The organism is Clostridium sp. D5 (assembly GCF_000190355.1).
Taxonomy (GTDB): Bacteria; Bacillota; Clostridia; order Lachnospirales; family Lachnospiraceae; genus Faecalicatena; species Faecalicatena fissicatena_A.
The window spans coordinates 1,003,497-1,021,517 of the sequence record NZ_GL870809.1 but is presented as its reverse complement, the minus strand read 5'-3'; the positions used below and the strand labels follow the sequence as shown (position 1 = coordinate 1,021,517).

Genomic DNA, 18,021 nt, shown 5'->3' with positions numbered 1-18,021 from the left:
CCTTTCAAAAAAAATTTTCAAGCATTTCCCCTCTCCCCATACAATTTTTTTATAAAAAACGTGCAATATTTACTTTTTATCCTTCTCAAATTTCCGACTCTCTCCTCCAATTCCCAGCCCAAATCCTCACCTGCCATTTTATCCATACACATCTCCGCCAAACACTCCCTGTTTAACCGTCACCATATATATCTCTCACGCACCGCCATCCCCATACGCCACTCGCACCTAACGCCTTCCCCCATACCAGCCGTCTCCCGCCAGGATGCACCCAGCCTGCCCTTGATGGAGAATACGGTGCCGGCGGGGATGCCTGCAGGTGCTTTTGGATACCTAAAGCGTGCCGTGTTTCCGTTAGGATAAAATAGAAAAATCTGATGAACAGACTTTGCTTTACCAAGCAAAGTCTGAGACGACTAAAGCCCCAAATCATCAGATTTGGGGCTGCATGTCGTCGGTTCCATCAGATTTTTCTATTTTATCCTTACGGGAACCAGGCTAAGTGTCCGGTATCCAAAAGCACCTGCAGGCATCCCCGCCGGCGCCGTATTCTCCATCAAGGGCAGGCGTCCACCCCCTAACTCAGCATCAGCGTCTCCTGTCCTCTAAGCTGTATAATCGGTCCCCCAGTCCCTTCGATATATTGCCTTGTAATCGTTACCTGTCCGATGTTATCATCCTTCGGTATCTCATACATAATATCCAGCATGAACTCCTCAATAATTGCACGCAGAGCTCTTGCGCCGGTATTCTTTTTCATCGCTTTTTCGGCAATCGCTTCCAGTGCCCCTTCATCGAACTCCAGGTTCACTTCATCCAGGGCCAGCAATTTCTTATACTGCTTCAAAATTGCGTTTCTTGGTTCTTTCAGAATTTGGACAAGCATCTCTTTGTCCAGCCCCTTCAGTGTAAAGATGATCGGAAGACGGCCGATAAACTCAGGGATCATACCGAATGTCCTAAGATCCTCCATTGTAACCTTGGATAAAATGTCCTTATCCTTCTCGTATTTATCTTTTAATTCTGCGTTAAATCCCATGGATGTCTTATGGGACAGTCTCTCCTTGATGATATCTTCCAGATCCGGGAAGGCTCCTCCGCAGATGAACAGGATATTCTTTGTATTCACCGTGGCAAGGGGCACCATGGCATTCTTGCTGTTAGCCCCTACCGGCACTTCAACCTCACTGCCTTCAAGGAGTTTCAGCAGGCCCTGCTGTACAGACTCGCCGCTTACATCTCTCTGGCTGGAATTTCTCTTCTTTGCAATCTTATCTATCTCATCGATAAAGATGATTCCACGCTCTGCTCTCTCTACTTCATTGTCCGCAGCAGCAAGCAGTTTGGATACAACGCTTTCAATATCATCGCCTATGTAGCCGGCCTCTGTAAGAGAGGTGGCGTCTGTGATCGCCAGCGGCACATCCAGGAGCCTTGCAAGCGTCTTTACCAGATACGTCTTTCCGCTTCCGGTTGGCCCGATCATCAGCATATTGGATTTTTCGATCTCGATCTCGTCCATGCTGTCTGTAGCAACTCTTTTGTAATGATTATATACAGCCACTGACATTGCTTTTTTAGCATATTCCTGGCCAACCACATACTCGTCCAGCTGAGCTTTGATCTTGTGCGGCGCCGGAATGTCCTTAATATCAAGCTTTTGTGGTTCCTTCGGCTTATCTTTTTTCTTTTTTATCTTCTGGTTCTTTGGAATCTTATCTTCCAGGTCGGACATCTTCATAAACTGTACGCCCGGCATATTCATCAGCCTGCTGTAGTCAATAGCGCCATTGGTCATGGCATCAAAACTTTTCTGCATACAGTCCTTGCATACTGTGATATGGTTCGGAAGTTCAATCATCTTCCCTGCAGCGCTCTCCGGACGGTGACACATCAGACAGTACTTTTCGTACTCCTCATCATCGCTTCCGTCCTCTTCCTGAGCAGCTACGGCTGTTTCCTTCTTTTCTTCCACAATGTCCGTTCTATCTTCTCTGTGCTCTTCTTCATCTATAATGATAAAATCTTTATCTGACATAGCTCTCCCTTCTTTCGCATACGGATTTCTCAGTTGTAGGGAATGCTTATCTAAGCATTGTGCTTTCCCACATCCCTACTAAATGATTATAACGCAGTTCTATATGATATACAAATGAACTTTTTCTAAACCATCCCCCATTATCCAAGCATTTTCAGGAATTCTTCCTCCGATATGATCGGGATTTCCAGATCCCTTGCTTTTTTATTTTTAGAAGAAGCTGACTGCACATCATTGTTAATCAGATAATTAGTTTTTGATGTGACGGATCCGGTTACCTTACCGCCCCGGGATTCGATTAACTCTTTCACCTCATTCCGGTTGGCAAAATGTTCCACGCTGCCCGTTATTACAAAATTCATATTTTCAAATATCTGAGCCTCCGCCTGTACTTCTTCTACGGGGATTTCTACTTCTTCCAGAAGCCTGGCGAACAGTTCTCTGTGTCCGGGATCTGCAAAATAATCTACGAAAGTCTTTGCTATGACGCCTCCCACTCCCGAGATTTCGCTCAGTTCCTCTACAGTAGCCTCCGTAAGTTTTTGCGGATCATTTCCAAGCGCCCGGCAGATCATTTTTGCGTTCGCCAGCCCGATATTGGCAATTCCCAGACTGTACACCAGTTTTGGCAGCGTCGTATTCCTGGAGTTTTCCACACTGTTGATCAGATTTACATAGGATTTTTCACCAAATCCATCCATTGTTTTGATTTCTTCCTCGTATCTGTCCAGATGAAAAATATCTATATAGTCTTTTATAAATCCTCTTGCAATGAACTTTTCCAGTGTGGCCTCGGACAGGCCTTCCATATTCAGGGCGTCCCTGCTGACAAAAAGAGCAAAAGATTTGATCTGTTTAGCCTGGCACTGAGGATTGGTGCAGTACAGTGTCTTCGTGTCGTTTTCCATAGATATCCTGGTATCATGTCCGCACACAGGACAGGCGGAGGGTATGTCCTTCACGCCGCTGCGGGTCAGATTCTCTGCAATCTGCGGGATAATCATATTGGCTTTGTACACCTGGATCTCATCCCCAACCCCCAGCTCCAGTTCTTCCATAATACTGAGATTATGCACACTGGCACGGCTGACCGTGGTTCCTTCCAATTCCACCGGCTCGAAGATGGCAACCGGATTGATCAGTCCCGTCCTGGATGGACTCCACTCGATCTCCAGAAGCGTGGTGTCACGAATCTCGTCTGCCCACTTAAATGCATAAGAGTCCCTTGGAAACTTTGCGGTTGAACCCAGAGACTGCCCGTAGGCAATATCATCGTACACAAGCACCAGACCGTCCGATGGAAAATCATTTTCCGCAATCTCTCCTGCGAACCACTCGACCTGCTCTTCAATGGTGTCCGCAGTAACCAGGTGATGTTCCACTACCTCAAATCCCTGCTTCTCCAGCCAGTCAAATTGTTCGGTTCTGGAGTTCTTAAAATCCACCCCCGCCGCACTCACCAGGCTGAATGCAAAAAAGCGGACATTCCTTTTCGCCGTAATCTCATTGTTCAGCTGGCGCACAGAACCGCTGCAGAGATTTCGGGGATTTTTGTATTTTGCATCCACGTCCTCGATCTCTGCATTGATCTTCTCAAAGTCTTTATATCCGATCACCGCCTCCCCTCTGAGGATCAGCTCGCCGTCAAAAGGAATATGCATGGGGAGATTCTTGAAAACCTTCGCATTATTTGTAATAACTTCCCCAACTTCTCCATTGCCTCTTGTAACCGCTTTGACCAGTGTTTTATCCCGATAGGTCAGCACGATTGTCAGGCCGTCCAGCTTCCAGGAGATCACGGCTTCCTTATCCCCGAGAAATGTCTTCAGCTGCTCCACATCCTTCGTCTTATCCAGTGACAGCATTGGCCGCTCATGCCTTTCCTTGGGAAGCTCGCTGAGCACCTCATACCCTACATTAATGGTAGGACTGGATGCAAGAGTTGTTCCCAATTCCTGTTCCAGTCCCAGAAGTTCATCGTACAATTTATCGTATTCGTAATTACTCATGATCTCCGTGTCTTCCTGCTCATAAGAGCGGCGCGCACGGTTCAGAAGCTCCACCAGCTCCTGCATTCTATTCTTCTTGTCTGCCATACATACTCTCCTGCCTGTCCTTACAATATTATGCGCTCTCCCGCATGCGGGCAGCGTCTTCTGACTGATCACTTTTTCTTTCAAAATCGTTACTTATGAAATATTATCATTTCTTTTGACCAGTCACTGTATCATTAGAAGAATCTTTAATCTGCTCATAGAGACAGTCCAGCTCTTTGTCCGTCAGTTTTCGGTATTCCCCTTCTTTTAGCTTTCCCAGTTCTATATTCATAATTCTGGTTCTCACCAGATCTTTTACTTCATATCCAAGAACCTCGCACATCCTGCGTATCTGCCTGTTCAGCCCCTGAGTAAGAATGATGGTAAATGTATACTTTCCGATCTTCTGCACCCTGCAGGGCCTCGTGACCGTACCCAGGATTGCCACACCCGATGACATCTTTTCCAGAAACTCCGGCGTCAGGGCTTTGTCCACTGTCACTTTGTATTCCTTTTCATGGCGGTTTCCAGCACGCATCATTTTATTAATAATATCGCCGTTGTTTGTCATAAGAAGCAGGCCCCTGGAATCTTTATCCAGACGCCCCACATAGGTAACCCTCACGGGGTAATTTAAAAAACGTACAATACTTTTTCGTTCTCTCGTCTCCTCCGTGCAGACGATCCCCGCCGGCTTGTTCACCGCCAGCACAATCATCTCCTCACTGCGGGAAACGATCTTCCGGCCGATTCGCACCTCCTGGCCGGGCGATACCTTCATACCCATGCCAGCGGCTTTTCCGTCAACCTTTACCTTGCCGCTCTCAATCAGGCGGTCGGCTTCCCGTCTGGAACAGACTCCGGCCTCACTCAGATATTTATTGAGTCTGACCGGTTCCTTCTTCCGTACAAATTCCTGTTTTATTCTATTACTCACTGCTCAATACTCCGCTTATATTATTATCCTGAAAAAATGTATTCCCACTGTAGAGAAACAGTACATCCGTAATCTGATATGTTTCCATAACGTCCTGGATATTTCCGGTGTAATACCTTGGATCTATCATGACAATTTCCCGGAAATACGGTGTCAGAAACGGAACAAAACAGTTAGCATAAGAATCCTTGATTATCAGTAGCCTGTCCCTGTTTTGCGCCATGGTTCTGATATCGATCACCGATGTATTGCCGCCCAGAAAAACAGCATACTTGTCTCTGGTCTTCAGCTGCTCCTCCTCATACAGTGAGGTCGTTTTTTTCTGCTCATCCACATAATTCACTGTCACATCGTTATCTGCATCTTTGGGCACATAGATGTCTATCTCTTCTTTTACGTTCATACGACACCCGCTTTTTGCCGCCAGAGTTCCATTAAAATCTGTGGCCACGGGATATGTTGCATACACACTGGATACATCTGATGTGATGCCGAGCGGCCCCGCTGCTTCCTGGAACGCATAAAATGCTCCCAGTGTCGTCCAGTGATGGTCTGTCTTATAGTATATCTTTTCATCTTTATGTTTATTCAGCGCCTTAACCGCATCCACCCACTGGACAGAATCCCCCAGTTCCTTTTTCACAAGACCGATGCTGGTGCTCTGATCCGCAACCGTTGCAAGGGATGGAAGGCTGCTGCTGAGTACATTGGCCGCATCCGGCACAAGCAGCATGCTGACCGGTATATCGCTGTAGTGTTCTGAAAAAGCCTTGATCGCCGCCACATTGCTGTTTAATGTATCGTTATCCGGCACTGCAATGTCTTCCAGAAGCTGATTATTCTTTCCGATAAATACACCGTTCTCCTCTTTGCTTCCGCCGAAGCGGTTCAGCGTAACCTTCAGCTTTCTCCACAGATTACGCCCGATAAACTGGTCGGACTGATAGTTTTCATACTGTTCCATATAACTGCCCGAAGTCAGCGCACCCACTGTCAGCTTTGGCTTTTCTGAGAGCATGCGGTTCTCCTCGTCCGACTTCTTTTTATTCGGAACAAGCAGGTTTCCAATAATTAATATCAGCAGACAGATGATGAACGCTTTTCCAATAAAGGCATCAACCCATCTCTTCTTTTTCCTTCTGTTATTCTTCATATTCCCACCTAGAATCTAAAATATAAAAATGGATTAAATGACTCCGTCACCAGATATGCGATGGAAATCAAAAACATTCCAATATAAACCACTCCTGCTGCAGCCCTCTTTGCCCTGTTGTTATCAAAGCTTCCGACGATCCGGCGGATCAGTGAATAGCCGACCGCAGAGGATCCAATCACAGCAAGCAGATACAACAGCCAGTGGGTCAGTATGTAGTACAGCGCCTGCTTATCTGCAAATGCACTTGCCCCTGCACCAAACATGGCACCCAGATATTTCATCGCATAGCCCAGGCTCGGGCTGAAGAAAAAGACCCAGCCAATCAATACAAGCACCATAGAATAAATATGCCTTACAACAGACGGCAGCCTCTCCAGCGCTTGACCCCAGACATACTTCTCAAGTACAAGCAGGATTCCATAATACAGTCCCCAGAGCAGGAAGTTCCATGCCGCCCCGTGCCAGAGCCCGGTCAGCATCCACACAACCAGCAGGTTCATAATATGCCTGGACTGTGTGCAGCGGTTCCCGCCCAGCGGGATATAAACATATTCTCTGAACCAGGTGCTTAAGGATATATGCCACCGTCTCCAGAATTCCGTGATACTGGAAGATGTGTAGGGATAGTCAAAGTTTCTGCGGAATTCAAAGCCGAACATCTTGCCCAGCCCCACCGCCATATCCGAATAACCGCTGAAATCAAAATATATCTGGAAGGCATAGGAAATACATCCGATCCATGCCGTCAGGACCGAAAAACTTCCCAGCTGAAGTCCCGCGATCTGGTCAAAGACCTGTCCCACGGAATTCGCCAGAATCACCTTTTTTGCCAGGCCGATAATAAAGTATTCTGCCCCCTGCCCAAACTTACGCATGGTAACCGTGCGGTTCTTGAGCTGTTCTTCTATATCAATATATCGTACGATAGGCCCGGCAATCAGCTGAGGGAACATGCAGATGTACATCGCAAAATACAGGATATTTTTCTGCGGCCTGACCTCTTTTCGATAGACATCCATGATATAAGACAGCGCCTGAAATGTATAAAATGATATACCGATCGGCAGCGGCAGCTCGCGGTAGGGAATATCCACCGGCAGCACTGCATTCAGGCTGTCCAGGAGAAAACCATAGTACTTGAAGAATCCCAGCAGCAGCAAATTGGCCACAATCGCAAAAATCAGGCTTCTGTGCGCTTTCTGCGGATCATCCTCCTTTTGGCATATATCCAGCCCGCAGACATAATTCAAAAATATGGAAAGAAGCATCAGTATAATATAAACAGGCTCCCCCCACGCATAAAAGATCAGGCTGGCAATCAGCATGATAATATTCCGGAACTTATGAGGCACCACAAAGTACAGTACCAGCGTTACCGGCAGAAATATAAACAAAAATGTAATACTGCTGAATAACATTTTTTTGCTTCCTCTCCCCGTATTTTACAGACTTTTTGCAAAGGTATCTTTATACTCCGCCGCCCTGGGTGCTATGGCCAGAAAAAGGAACTTTCCCCTTACCGTCAGCTGCGACTGTTCCAGCAGCTGGACCTCCTTTGGCGCATAGCCCTCGAAATCGTTCTTTCTGTTCGCAAGCCTCTTCTCTACCGCTTCCTTTACCCTTTTCATCTGTCCTTCATTCTTTACCTTTATCAAAAGTACTTCTTCCGCGGACATGCTGCTCTCCGAAGTATACAGCATCACGCCCTCATAGTCGGCACTGTTGAGTCCATAGTAGCGCTTCAGTCCCTGTCCCTCCGCTTTTTTCAGATTGTCCGTATCCAGGACTGACTCCACTGCCTTTTCTATCTCATTAAAAGATCTGGTACTTCCGCTCGCATAAATCATAAGCAGTACAATATAAACAATAATTACGGCCATCACCACGTACTTGGCAACCTCTGCAATCCCCGGGCGGTTCATGCGTCCTGCGGCGCTCCTGCTCCCCGTGCCGTTCAGCTCTCTATCCATCATAATGAAGCCACCTCCGCCATCCTGTTCAGCCAGAAGGGATAGAAAGATGCCTTAAAATGCACACCATCCTCCTCATAATAACTGTCTGATACAAGATCTGTATTATCGATGAAGGCGATCTGCCTTTTATCACACAAAGTATGCAGTGCCTCGTTATACTGGTCCAGATTCTCAAAGACCGGTTCCCTTTCAATTTCCTGTTTCTGCACCGGGAAGATGGAATTCACAAAGATCTTCGCATCCGGCAGCTTCTCCTGAAGCTTCTTAAACAGTCCATCGTACTGTTTTACAAACTCATCCGTATCTCCTCTGGTCGCAATAATATCGTTCATTCCATAGGCGAGAAAAATAACCTGGGGATTAATCTTTTCCACACTGGCAATCTGCTCATCCAACTGATCCAGTTCTACACCGATCTTGGCCACAACACTGGACGCATTCAGAAGATCGTATTCCGTAAATGCCTCTGAAATAGAATCCCCCATAATTACGGCATTTGCAAATACAGCCTTATAATTTCTGTTTTTAATCTCCTCCTGCACTTCCTGGTTCTCTCTGTCCTTCTCCTCCAGCTTATCCATCTTATTCTCAATACTGGTCACATCCGTGGATGACGCCTGCTGTATAATCTTCAGACCGTCAGAGGTATCTACTTTATTCCTGCTCAGGCTGCTCAAGCCCTCCGCTGCCAGAATCACAATAAGAAGCACCCCGATCACTGCGCAGCAATATATAACAGACTTTCGTCTTTTCATTTTCATCATATGTCTCTAAGACCTTTCACTTTATCCTCTTTACGTATCTTTTATAATACTTTTTTTGCCCCTAAAAGTCAATCATTCAGCCCCATTCGCCTTATTTTTCTGCTACCCGCCGCCCATATTTTATGGTACAATAGTCAAAGACCCCTGAGCGACGCGGAGTATTCAACCCCCGCGGCAGCCTACGGGGTCAGATAAGTCTGACTCCGGCTCACTGCCTCAGAGAATAAACAGGCTTCATTTGATTATCATTGCGGAGGAAAAAACATATGATCGCACTGCGTCTGACCAGCATCAAAGACTGTATGTCACACCTGCTATTATCCGAGACATTCGACAACTTCCAGTTCATCGAAGGAGAAATAGTAACCTTCAACACATTCACAATAGACGGTTACATCCAGAAATCCTTTTACCCCGAAGAAGAAGAGCTCCCCCAATACTCCCTCTGGAAGTCCCTGAGAGAGTACTGCTTCACCCTGATCAAAGGCAAAAAAACGCCCTTAAGCTTCAAATTCATCTTCAGCCTGTCCCCCGAAAACACAGCCCGCCTCATAACCCAAAACCACCTGGATTTCCACCCCGACCAGATCCAGGGCCTCTACCTGAACATCCGCTACGACGGCACCACCCTCCAATGCATAACAGGCACCTCTCTAAAAACCTTCACCATGGACAAATCCCTAGAACACTCCTGGGACACCATGGTCCAAAAATTCTTCACCCAAAAACAAATCGCCTACGACCTTGAATAACCTTTGCTGACTTGTCTCTTACATGGGGTACAAATCTGTCCACCCCTCCCCGCCCCATCTCGTTCTTCCACAGCCTCCCCCACAAGTAAGAGCCGCCCCATTTGATGCAAGCAGCCATTCCCGTCCGGCAGAGGGGCTTTTGCGGGACAATTGGATTCAGAGCGTAGATTTACTTAATGAAAAAAGAACCATGACTGGGGTCAAAACTGTGATTCCGAATCACAGTTTTGCCTGGACCCGCAGTGTGAAATTCATCAGAATTTCACATTGCGTGTCCAGGTTGCCCCAGTCATGGTTCTTTTTTCATTTAGTAAATCAAGCTCCAAATCCCGTCCCGCAAAAGCCCCTCTGCCGGACGGGAATGGCGTACCTTCTTCTCCAATCGCCCTTACTTAGTAAGCAGCATCATGATCTCATTACTACGCTGTACGAATGCCGTCATTTCCGCCGGACTCAATGGTTTATGTGCCAGCATTGCAAGATCGTAAAGCTGTCTGCAAATAATCGGCACGCTCTTACTGCGCTTATGCTCCAGAACGAACTGTACAAGAGGATGGCTGGCATTCAGAATCAGCGTTGCCTGGCTTCCGAACATCCCTGCATCCATTCCGCCCATATTGTACATCTTCATCATCTCTTCCATACGTCTGGACTGTTCCGGAAGCACTGCCATGGAAGCCACGTTGTCATCTTTGAGTTTTTCAACCTTTACATCCAGCTTGTCATTGTTCAGCTCTTTGCGGAAGATCTCAATCAGGTTATCTGTTGTTTTCTTAAATTCTTCTTTCTCTTCCTCAGAAACCTCATCCTTCAGAGAGTCATGTACTTCTGCGTCGATTCTCTGGAATCTCACCTTCGGATTGCGCTGCTCCAGATAGGTAATAAAAGCAGAATCAATATTGTGTGTCAGCAGAATTGCATCCTGGTCATGCTCTTTGAACATATTGATATACTGGCTCTGCTGCTGTTCATTTGTTACATAATAAATGTCGGTCTTAATCTCTTCTACTTCATTTTCATCCGTATTCTCTGCTGCATTCTCGTCTGCACTGTCTTCAGATTCTTCTTCCTTGTCATTCGTAGTAACGACTGAACCGCCGTTTGCCTCAATGCATTCTTCCAGTGTCATATACTTGTGATCCAGATTTTTAAAGAGAATAGAATCTTTGATCTTCTCACCGAATTTTTCATCTTTCAGGCAGCCGAACTTGATAAACGGGCAGATATCATCCCAGTATTTTTCATAATTTTCTTTGTCAGTCTTAAACATTCCGTTGAGTTTGTCTGCAACCTTCTTGGAAATATAATCAGCTACTTTATTCACAAATCCATCATTCTGCAGAGCACTTCTGGAAACATTCAGTGGAAGGTCCGGGCAATCGATCACGCCTTTTAATACCATCAGGAATTCCGGAATAACCTCTTTGATGTTATCTGCGATGAATACCTGATTGTTGTACAGTTTGATAGTTCCTTCGATAGAATCGTATTCTGTATTGATTTTCGGGAAATAGAGAATTCCTTTCAGGTTGAACGGATAATCCATGTTCAGGTGAATCCAGAATAATGGTTCCTTATAATCCATAAATACTTTGCGGTAGAAATCAATATACTCTTCTTTTGTGCACTCGCTCGGATTCTTTGCCCAGAGCGGATGAATATCGCTGATGGAAACCGGGCGCTTCACAATCTTGGCCTTTTTCTTTGGTTCCCCTTCATCGCCTTCTTTTGGTTCTTCTGTGATATGTTCTACTACTTCGTCTGTATCCAGCACATCATCTTCATCTATTGTCTCATATTCAGGTTCTGCATTTGCCTTGGAAAGGAAAATCTCTACCGGCATGAAGGAGCAGTATTTTTCCAGTACTTCTCTTGCTCTGTATTCATTTGCAAACTGAAGGCTGTCCTCATTCAGATACAGGGTTATCTCAGTTCCCACTTCTGTCTTGCTTCCGTCCTGCATCTCATATTCTGTACCGCCGTCACTTACCCAATGTACCGGTACCGCGCCGTCCTGGTAGGACAGTGTGTCAATATGCACCTCATCCGCCACCATAAATGAAGAATAGAATCCCAGTCCGAAATGGCCGATCATCTCATCTTCTGTTGTCTTGTCCTTATACTTCTCCAGGAACTGGGTTGCTCCGGAAAATGCGATCTGTGTGATATATTCTTCCACTTCACCGGCGGTCATTCCCAAACCATTATCGATAAATTTTAATGTCTTCTCCTCCGGATTCACAATGACCTGAATCTTTGCCTTATAGTCATCCGGCAGTTCATATTCCCCCATCATGTCCAGCTTTTTCAGCTTTGTGATGGCATCACAGCCATTAGATACAAGTTCCCGCATAAAAATATCATGGTCAGAATATACCCATTTCTTTATGATTGGAAATATATTCTCGCTGTCAATGGATAAGTTACCTCTTTTTGTTTCCATGTATAACACTCCTTTTCAATTTAATAGCTGTTTTGTGATCCATAATTATCATCTAGAAGATATTCTAATACACTGGTTTTCAAAAGTCAATAAGAAATTAGCACTCTTTAAAGTTGAGTGCTAATAAAATTATTAAAAAAATTAAATCTTTATAAAATCTTGCCGATTTCATTTATATTAAAAACCACATCATTCTCTTACATATTCAATATCATTCTACTATTTTCCAATTCCCATAATAGTGGTATACTTAATTCCGTACCCATCGGTCATAGCGTAACACACGCCCTGGCGTATGGGTACGCAGTGAACTGCAGAATAAAATGTACCCAGAGGGCACACCGTAACTCATGCCCGGCGGGCGGGTCTGCACTTATACTGTAGAATAACGTTTTAGGATACAGGGAAATCTCAGGGAAAAGGAGTATGATTATGACTGACACATTTGAAACGCTCAAAGTAGACAATGACCATCAGATTAAAGAAGTCGCTGAACTGGCCGAGATTATCTGGCACGAACATTTTACCCCAATCATCGGAACCGTCCAGGTAGAATATATGGTAGACAAATTCCAGTCTGTTCCTGCGCTGAAAAAGCAGCTTGCAGACGGCTACGAATACTATCAGCTGTTTGACAGAGGGGAATTCTGCGGATATTGCGGCATCCATCCCGATAAAGGCAGACTTTTTCTGAGCAAACTCTATATCAGAAAAGAATGCCGCGGACGTCATCTGGCAACAAAAGCCTTTCACTTTCTAAAAGACCTGTGCAGTAAGAGGGGACTCTCGGCCATCTGGCTGACCTGTAATAAACATAATGATGATTCGCTGGCTGTATACAGCCATCTCGGATTCAAGACAATAGATACACAGGTGGCAGATATCGGAAATGGGTTTGTAATGGATGATTATATTATGGAGTATACGGTCTGAAAGGGGACGCTAAGGAGAAGGGGAGTGTGGCTTCCGCAGGGGATGTGCATGCCATTTCTAGATCTGCATATCCACCCCCCATCCGCCTCCCCCGCCTGTTGCCCCAACAGATTTTTCCTACCTGCCGGATGAGCGCAGCCTGCCCGGGATGGTGTGCGCGGCGGCAGAGGGGATGTCTGCAGGTGCTTTATGATGCCTAAAGTGTGCCGTGTTTCCGTTGGGATAAAATAGAAAAATCTGATGGACAAACTTTGCCTTACCAGGCAAAGTTTGAGGCGACTAAGGCCTCAAATCATCAGATTTGAGGCTGCATGTCGCCGGTTCCATCAGATTTTTCTATTTTATCCCTACGGAAACTAGGCTAAACGCCCGGTATCATAAAGCACCTGCAGACATCCTCTCTGCCGCCGCGCACACCATCCCGGGCAGGCGTCCCCACCCCCTAAGCCAAAATCTCCCTCAACATCTTATTCACCAAGCCCGGATCAGCTTTCCCTTTCATTGCTTTCATGCTCTGTCCGACCAGGTATCCTATTGCCTTTTCTTTCCCGCCTTTATAATCTTCGACAGACTTTGGATTGTCTTTGACCACTTTGTCTATGACTGTTTTCAGGGCTCCTTCGTCATTGACTGTTTTCAAGCCGTTTTTCTCCACGTATGTCTCGGGATCAATATTTTCAGCGAATATTTTTTCGAAGACTTCTTTGGCTACGGAACTGTTGATTGTCCCGGCCTCGGTGAGATTTACCAACTTTGCAAGATTTTCGGGGGAGAATCTGATATCCTCTGGTTCCATACTGTTCTCTTTGAGCAGACGGAGCGTTTCTACCATCAGCCAGTTGGAAACTTTCTTGGGTTTTCCACAGACAGAGGCTGCAGCCTCAAAGATATCCGCCATTTTCTTGGACTCTGTGATGATTTCTGCATCGTACTGCGGTATGTCAAATTCTTTTTTGTAGCGCTCCAGTTTTTCGGAACGAAGTTCGGGCTGTCTGGCTTTGATGTCCGCGATCCATACATCACTGATGACGATCGGTACCAGATCCGGCTCAGGAAAATATCTGTAGTCCTTTGCATCCTCTTTGGAACGCATGGCGTAGGAATGCTCCTTGTTGTCATCCCAGCGCCTCGTCTCCTGAATCACCGGCTTACCTGCTTCCAGCAGCTCTATCTGGCGCTCACGTTCCGCTTCGATCGCTCTTGCAATGGCTTTGAAAGAGTTCAGGTTCTTCATCTCTGTTCTGGTCCCCAGTTCCTCACTGCCGGCTTCCCGAACAGACAGATTGACATCTGCCCTCATGGAGCCTTCCTGTAGCTTGCAGTCGGATGCGCCCAGATACTGAATCATCATACGCAGTTTTTCAAGGTAATTGATCACGTCTTCTGCAGAGCGCATATCCGGCTCAGATACAATTTCCACAAGGGGGACACCGCTTCTGTTGTAATCTACCAATGAAGTATCATCCCACTCATCGTGAACCAGTTTTCCGGCATCTTCCTCCATATGCATTTCATGGATGCGTACCTTCTTTCTGCCGGTGCTGCTTTCTATTTCTATATATCCATTTCTGGCAATTGGAAGATAAAGCTGTGATATCTGATAATTCTGCGGGTTATCAGGGTAAAAATAGTTTTTCCGGTCAAACTTGCATATTCTTGTTATTTCACAGTTCGCAGCCAGCCCGATTGCCATAGCGTACTCTACGACCTGCTTATTCAGCACAGGCAGAGAGCCCGGTATACCAGTACATACAGGGCAGGTATGCGTATTGGGGGCTCCGCCGAATTCCGTGCTGCATCCACAGAAGATTTTTGTTTTTGTCGCCAGCTCCACGTGGACTTCCAGTCCGATCACTGTCTCATACTGCTTTGCCATCCTCTACACCGCCTTTCCAATCACAGCCGCTGTCTCATATATTTTCTCTGTTGCACATTCATATGCATATGCGGTGCGCAGCAACGTTTTCTCCTGGAAGCAGCTTGCGATAAGCTGCATGCCTATGGGCAGTCCCCTGCTGTCTTTTCCTACTGGAACAGACATACCGGGCAGGCCGGCAAGGTTGACTGCTACCGTATAAATATCGCCCAGATACATCTTAAGCGGATCACTCAGTGATTTTCCAAGTTCCGGTGCCGTCGTTGGAGCCGCCGGTCCCAGAATCACATCGTAATTTTCAAATGCGCGGTCAAATGCCTGTTTTATCAATGCTTTTGTGCGCAGTGCTTTCAGATAATATGCATCGTAATATCCTGAGCTCAACACGAAGGAGCCAAGCATGATTCTGCGTTTTACTTCTGCCCCGAAACCTTCTGATCTCGTCTTTTTATACATATTGTGAAGCCCGTCATAGTCTTGTGTACGGTACCCGTATTTTACACCGTCGAAGCGCTCCAGGTTGGAGCTGGCCTCCGCAGAAGCTATGACATAATATGCCGGGATGGCGTATTGCACAAGGCTGAGATCAAAGGTTTCTACAACAGCTCCTCTTTCTTTCAGCACATCAGCCGCCTTCAATACCGCATCTTTTACTTCTTTATCCAATCCTTCCCCCATATAGTCCGCCGGGATGCCGATTTTCAGTCCTTTCACATCATCCACAAGAGCGCTGCAAAAATCATAATCCTTCCGTTTCACGGATGTACTGTCCTTAGGATCGTGTGAAGCGATTGCCTCCATTACCGCGGCACAGTCGGATACATCCTTTGCCACAGGTCCGATCTGATCAAGCGAGGAGCCATAGGCAATCAGGCCATAACGTGAAACAGTTCCGTAGGTCGGTTTCAACCCTACCACACCGCAGAATGAGCTGGGCTGTCGAATGGAACCACCGGTATCTGACCCCAATGCATACCAGCACTCCTGCGCCGCAACAGCGGCACAGGAACCGCCTGATGATCCGCCCGGTACATGGGCCGGGTTGTGGGGATTTTTAGTAGGACCATAAAAGGAGGTCTCCGTCGTGCTGCCCATCGCAAACTCATCCATATTCGTTTTCCCGATGATCACCGCACCTGCTTTCTGCAGATTCATCACCGCTTCCGCCGTGTAAACCGGTTTAAAATCAGACAGAATTCTGGAGCTGCAAGTCGTAAGCTGCCCTTCGATACATAGATTATCTTTCACCGCAACCGGCACTCCTGCCAGCGGCCCTGTAAGATTACCGGTCTCAATCTGTTTCTGTACCTCTGCCGCCTGTCTCATCGCTCCCTCTTCATCCAATGTTACATAACTGTGAATCTCCAGCTCTGCAGCTTTTGCACGTTCAAGCGCTGCTCTGGCAGCCTCTTCTGCAGTAAGTTCTCTTTCTTTTATCATTTTCCCCAGCTCAAGAGCTGTAAGGCTTAATATATCCATATTCTGCGTCCTCCTATACGATTGTCTTAGGAACCTCAAAGCTGTCATTCTTCCGTTTGGGAGCATTTGCAAGAATCTCCTCTTTGCTGTCACCGTTCGTAACCACGTCCTCACGGAATACATTATTTACAGGGAACACATGGGACATTGGTTCAATCCCACTTGTATCAAGTTCATTCAATGTATCAATATAATCCAGCATCTTCTCCATATCCTCCCTGGCCGTCTCCTTCTCTGCCTCCGACAGCTCCAGCTTGGCGAGAATGCCAACATACTCAATCGTTTCTTCCGAAACTTTTTTACACATCACAACCTCCATTTCTGCAAAGGGGTCAGTCCCCTTTGCCGTAGGGGTCTGACCCCTTTAATATCTGTACTCATCGTAATAAGTTTCGTAGTCCTCTGATTCAATCATCTGGCTTGGAACCATTCTGGCATCAGCGTCATCCGCGCACACGGTTGCGCCCTCCGGTAGTACTACATTCTGAAAAACAGACTCTATCGCATTGGCTGTTAACCACTTGGTTTTATTCATGAAGTTTAACTCTTCATCCTCATAGTCAGTATTCAGCGGGATGCTGTAGCTGATACTGGTCCATTCCGAAATAGCATGGAAATCATACACACCCGCGGGGAAGTCCTTTCCTGCAATCAATTCTCTGCCCTGAGTAAGTGCCACTTCTTCCTTCAGTGGATTTTGAACCGCTGCCATAGTATCCGTCTGTCCGTTTTCAGTGACGGCGAGTAGTCTCGTATTGCCCGATACTTCCAGAACCGCCCCCTCATAGAGTCTTACGTCGTTCCATTCTTTCGTCTCTCCGGCTGTCTCATCATCACCGAAGTACTGCCACATATAAATAGAATTCTCATAATCATCTATGTAAGCGTCTCCTTGTCCCTCCTCCAGATATATTTCATATCTGCCTTCCGGCAGGTTAACACCCGCTTTATACAAACCCGGTTCCAGGATGTTTTCAAAGTGTTCACCAGTATCAGACAATTCCCTGGTTACAAACTCATATGGATCTGATGGCTCGGTAACTTCCACGCTTCCCGTGTTAACAGTGTTGAATTCATCTTTTGAAAAGTCAGCGATAAAACCAATAAAAACGATCACTGCAACTATAATAACCCCAATTGTTTTTCCCTGGTTTTTGGAAAAGGGAACCGTGTTCACTGCTCTTTTTTTCATTGCTGGTTTTATATAACCATGCATATAATCATTTCGGTGTTCGCTCTTCCGGGCTTCCTGCCTTGCCGTAACCTCATGATAATTCCCCGTTTTCTCTGACTTTTTTCGTTTTGCCATCGAAGACGCCTGTTTTATAGTATCCTCATCATGATTTCTGCGATCCCATGTGTCAATTTCTTCTACCCGGCTTTTGATCCGATTTTCGGTCGCACTGTAATTCAGACGGTAAGTTTTTCTTTCACGCCTTGCATTATCCAGACCACAGTCCTGACAGTATCCTTCCGATAATTTTCCTCCACACAGATAACATCTTTTTCCTAACATAGGCCCCTCTCACTTCCGCACCCGGGATTGTAGAAATCTTCACAATCTCTGCAAAGGGGTCTGACCCCTTTGCAGGTATCCCCCTTCCAGGCGACACTTTTCCGTTTCTTTCCGGATG

General features: G+C 46.3%; 15 protein-coding genes. 2 read left to right on the top strand and 13 right to left on the bottom strand.

Features of this window, described 5'->3' with window-relative positions; genetic code table 11:
* Nucleotides 1-17: 17 nt before the first annotated feature.
* From HMPREF0240_RS25170 to HMPREF0240_RS04340, 8 genes are all read right to left on the bottom strand, one after another.
* Entirely contained in the window at nucleotides 18-146 is a 129-nt protein-coding gene (locus tag HMPREF0240_RS25170; RefSeq protein ID WP_278245575.1) for a hypothetical protein, read from the bottom strand.
* A 431-nt stretch (nucleotides 147-577) separates the two neighbouring features.
* A complete protein-coding gene (gene clpX, locus HMPREF0240_RS04370) occupies nucleotides 578-2,038 on the bottom strand; it encodes an ATP-dependent Clp protease ATP-binding subunit ClpX (protein WP_009002236.1) in 1,461 nt (486 codons plus the stop codon).
* A 140-nt stretch (nucleotides 2,039-2,178) separates the two neighbouring features.
* The gene (ligA, locus tag HMPREF0240_RS04365) at nucleotides 2,179-4,134 is read right to left on the bottom strand and encodes an NAD-dependent DNA ligase LigA (RefSeq protein ID WP_009002235.1); all 1,956 of its coding nucleotides are present in this window, start codon (nucleotides 4,132-4,134) and stop codon (nucleotides 2,179-2,181) included.
* Between the two features lie 106 nt (nucleotides 4,135-4,240).
* Nucleotides 4,241-5,011 carry a pseudouridine synthase gene (locus HMPREF0240_RS04360; RefSeq protein ID WP_009002234.1) on the bottom strand — a complete coding sequence of 257 codons (771 nt, stop codon included), beginning with the start codon at nucleotides 5,009-5,011 and terminating at the stop codon, nucleotides 4,241-4,243.
* Nucleotides 5,004-6,164, bottom strand: coding sequence for a DHHW family protein (locus HMPREF0240_RS04355; RefSeq protein ID WP_009002233.1), 1,161 nt, complete (start codon nucleotides 6,162-6,164; stop codon nucleotides 5,004-5,006). Before HMPREF0240_RS04355 ends, HMPREF0240_RS04360 begins: the two co-directional genes overlap by 8 nt.
* A gap of 8 nt (nucleotides 6,165-6,172) precedes the next feature.
* Nucleotides 6,173-7,585: an MBOAT family O-acyltransferase gene (locus tag HMPREF0240_RS04350; RefSeq protein WP_009002232.1), complete on the bottom strand. Its 1,413-nt coding sequence runs from the start codon at nucleotides 7,583-7,585 to the stop codon at nucleotides 6,173-6,175.
* Nucleotides 7,586-7,609: 24 nt separating this feature from the next.
* On the bottom strand, nucleotides 7,610-8,140 hold the full coding sequence (locus tag HMPREF0240_RS04345; protein ID WP_242833290.1) for a DUF4358 domain-containing protein: 531 nt from the start codon (nucleotides 8,138-8,140) through the stop codon (nucleotides 7,610-7,612).
* Nucleotides 8,137-8,901 (bottom strand): GDSL-type esterase/lipase family protein, encoded by a 765-nt coding sequence (locus HMPREF0240_RS04340; protein ID WP_148486303.1) that lies wholly within the window; start codon nucleotides 8,899-8,901, stop codon nucleotides 8,137-8,139. Before HMPREF0240_RS04340 ends, HMPREF0240_RS04345 begins: the two co-directional genes overlap by 4 nt.
* A gap of 269 nt (nucleotides 8,902-9,170) precedes the next feature.
* On the opposite strand from HMPREF0240_RS04340, the gene HMPREF0240_RS04335 reads away from it, so the two are divergent.
* On the top strand, nucleotides 9,171-9,656 hold the full coding sequence (locus HMPREF0240_RS04335) for a DUF5721 family protein (protein WP_035312369.1): 486 nt from the start codon (nucleotides 9,171-9,173) through the stop codon (nucleotides 9,654-9,656).
* A gap of 388 nt (nucleotides 9,657-10,044) precedes the next feature.
* On the opposite strand, the gene htpG is transcribed toward HMPREF0240_RS04335, so the two are convergent.
* The gene (htpG, locus tag HMPREF0240_RS04330; RefSeq protein ID WP_035312368.1) at nucleotides 10,045-12,099 is read right to left on the bottom strand and encodes a molecular chaperone HtpG; all 2,055 of its coding nucleotides are present in this window, start codon (nucleotides 12,097-12,099) and stop codon (nucleotides 10,045-10,047) included.
* 432 nt (nucleotides 12,100-12,531) lie between these two features.
* On the opposite strand from htpG, the gene HMPREF0240_RS04325 reads away from it, so the two are divergent.
* Nucleotides 12,532-13,032, top strand: coding sequence for a GNAT family N-acetyltransferase (locus HMPREF0240_RS04325; RefSeq protein WP_050794476.1), 501 nt, complete (start codon nucleotides 12,532-12,534; stop codon nucleotides 13,030-13,032).
* Nucleotides 13,033-13,474: 442 nt separating this feature from the next.
* Here HMPREF0240_RS04325 and gatB read toward each other — a convergent pair whose 3' ends face one another.
* From gatB to HMPREF0240_RS04305, 4 genes are read right to left on the bottom strand one after another with little or no spacing between them, the layout of a single operon-like run.
* Complete coding sequence (gatB, locus tag HMPREF0240_RS04320; protein ID WP_009002226.1) at nucleotides 13,475-14,908, bottom strand: Asp-tRNA(Asn)/Glu-tRNA(Gln) amidotransferase subunit GatB; 1,434 nt, start codon at nucleotides 14,906-14,908, stop codon at nucleotides 13,475-13,477.
* A 3-nt stretch (nucleotides 14,909-14,911) separates the two neighbouring features.
* A complete protein-coding gene (gatA, locus tag HMPREF0240_RS04315) occupies nucleotides 14,912-16,387 on the bottom strand; it encodes an Asp-tRNA(Asn)/Glu-tRNA(Gln) amidotransferase subunit GatA (RefSeq protein ID WP_009002225.1) in 1,476 nt (491 codons plus the stop codon).
* 13 nt (nucleotides 16,388-16,400) lie between these two features.
* Nucleotides 16,401-16,694: an Asp-tRNA(Asn)/Glu-tRNA(Gln) amidotransferase subunit GatC gene (gatC, locus tag HMPREF0240_RS04310; RefSeq protein ID WP_009002224.1), complete on the bottom strand. Its 294-nt coding sequence runs from the start codon at nucleotides 16,692-16,694 to the stop codon at nucleotides 16,401-16,403.
* Nucleotides 16,695-16,751: 57 nt separating this feature from the next.
* Nucleotides 16,752-17,903 (bottom strand): hypothetical protein, encoded by a 1,152-nt coding sequence (locus tag HMPREF0240_RS04305; protein WP_009002223.1) that lies wholly within the window; start codon nucleotides 17,901-17,903, stop codon nucleotides 16,752-16,754.
* Nucleotides 17,904-18,021 lie beyond the last annotated feature (118 nt).

Bases quoted from the DNA above. Each gene is read 5' to 3' on its own strand.
- HMPREF0240_RS25170 (WP_278245575.1), bottom strand. From the start codon at position 146: ATGGATAAAATGGCAGGTGAGGATTTGGGCTGGGAATTGGAGGAGAGA.
- clpX (WP_009002236.1), bottom strand. From the start codon at position 2,038: ATGTCAGATAAAGATTTTATCATTATAGATGAAGAAGAGCACAGAGAA.
- htpG (WP_035312368.1), bottom strand. From the start codon at position 12,099: ATGGAAACAAAAAGAGGTAACTTATCCATTGACAGCGAGAATATATTT.
- HMPREF0240_RS04340 (WP_148486303.1), bottom strand. From the start codon at position 8,901: ATGAAAATGAAAAGACGAAAGTCTGTTATATATTGCTGCGCAGTGATC.
- ligA (WP_009002235.1), bottom strand. From the start codon at position 4,134: ATGGCAGACAAGAAGAATAGAATGCAGGAGCTGGTGGAGCTTCTGAAC.
- HMPREF0240_RS04325 (WP_050794476.1), top strand. From the start codon at position 12,532: ATGACTGACACATTTGAAACGCTCAAAGTAGACAATGACCATCAGATT.
- gatB (WP_009002226.1), bottom strand. From the start codon at position 14,908: ATGGCAAAGCAGTATGAGACAGTGATCGGACTGGAAGTCCACGTGGAG.
- HMPREF0240_RS04350 (WP_009002232.1), bottom strand. From the start codon at position 7,585: ATGTTATTCAGCAGTATTACATTTTTGTTTATATTTCTGCCGGTAACG.
- HMPREF0240_RS04335 (WP_035312369.1), top strand. From the start codon at position 9,171: ATGATCGCACTGCGTCTGACCAGCATCAAAGACTGTATGTCACACCTG.
- gatA (WP_009002225.1), bottom strand. From the start codon at position 16,387: ATGGATATATTAAGCCTTACAGCTCTTGAGCTGGGGAAAATGATAAAA.
- gatC (WP_009002224.1), bottom strand. From the start codon at position 16,694: ATGTGTAAAAAAGTTTCGGAAGAAACGATTGAGTATGTTGGCATTCTC.
- HMPREF0240_RS04355 (WP_009002233.1), bottom strand. From the start codon at position 6,164: ATGAAGAATAACAGAAGGAAAAAGAAGAGATGGGTTGATGCCTTTATT.
- HMPREF0240_RS04305 (WP_009002223.1), bottom strand. From the start codon at position 17,903: ATGTTAGGAAAAAGATGTTATCTGTGTGGAGGAAAATTATCGGAAGGA.
- HMPREF0240_RS04345 (WP_242833290.1), bottom strand. From the start codon at position 8,140: ATGATGGATAGAGAGCTGAACGGCACGGGGAGCAGGAGCGCCGCAGGA.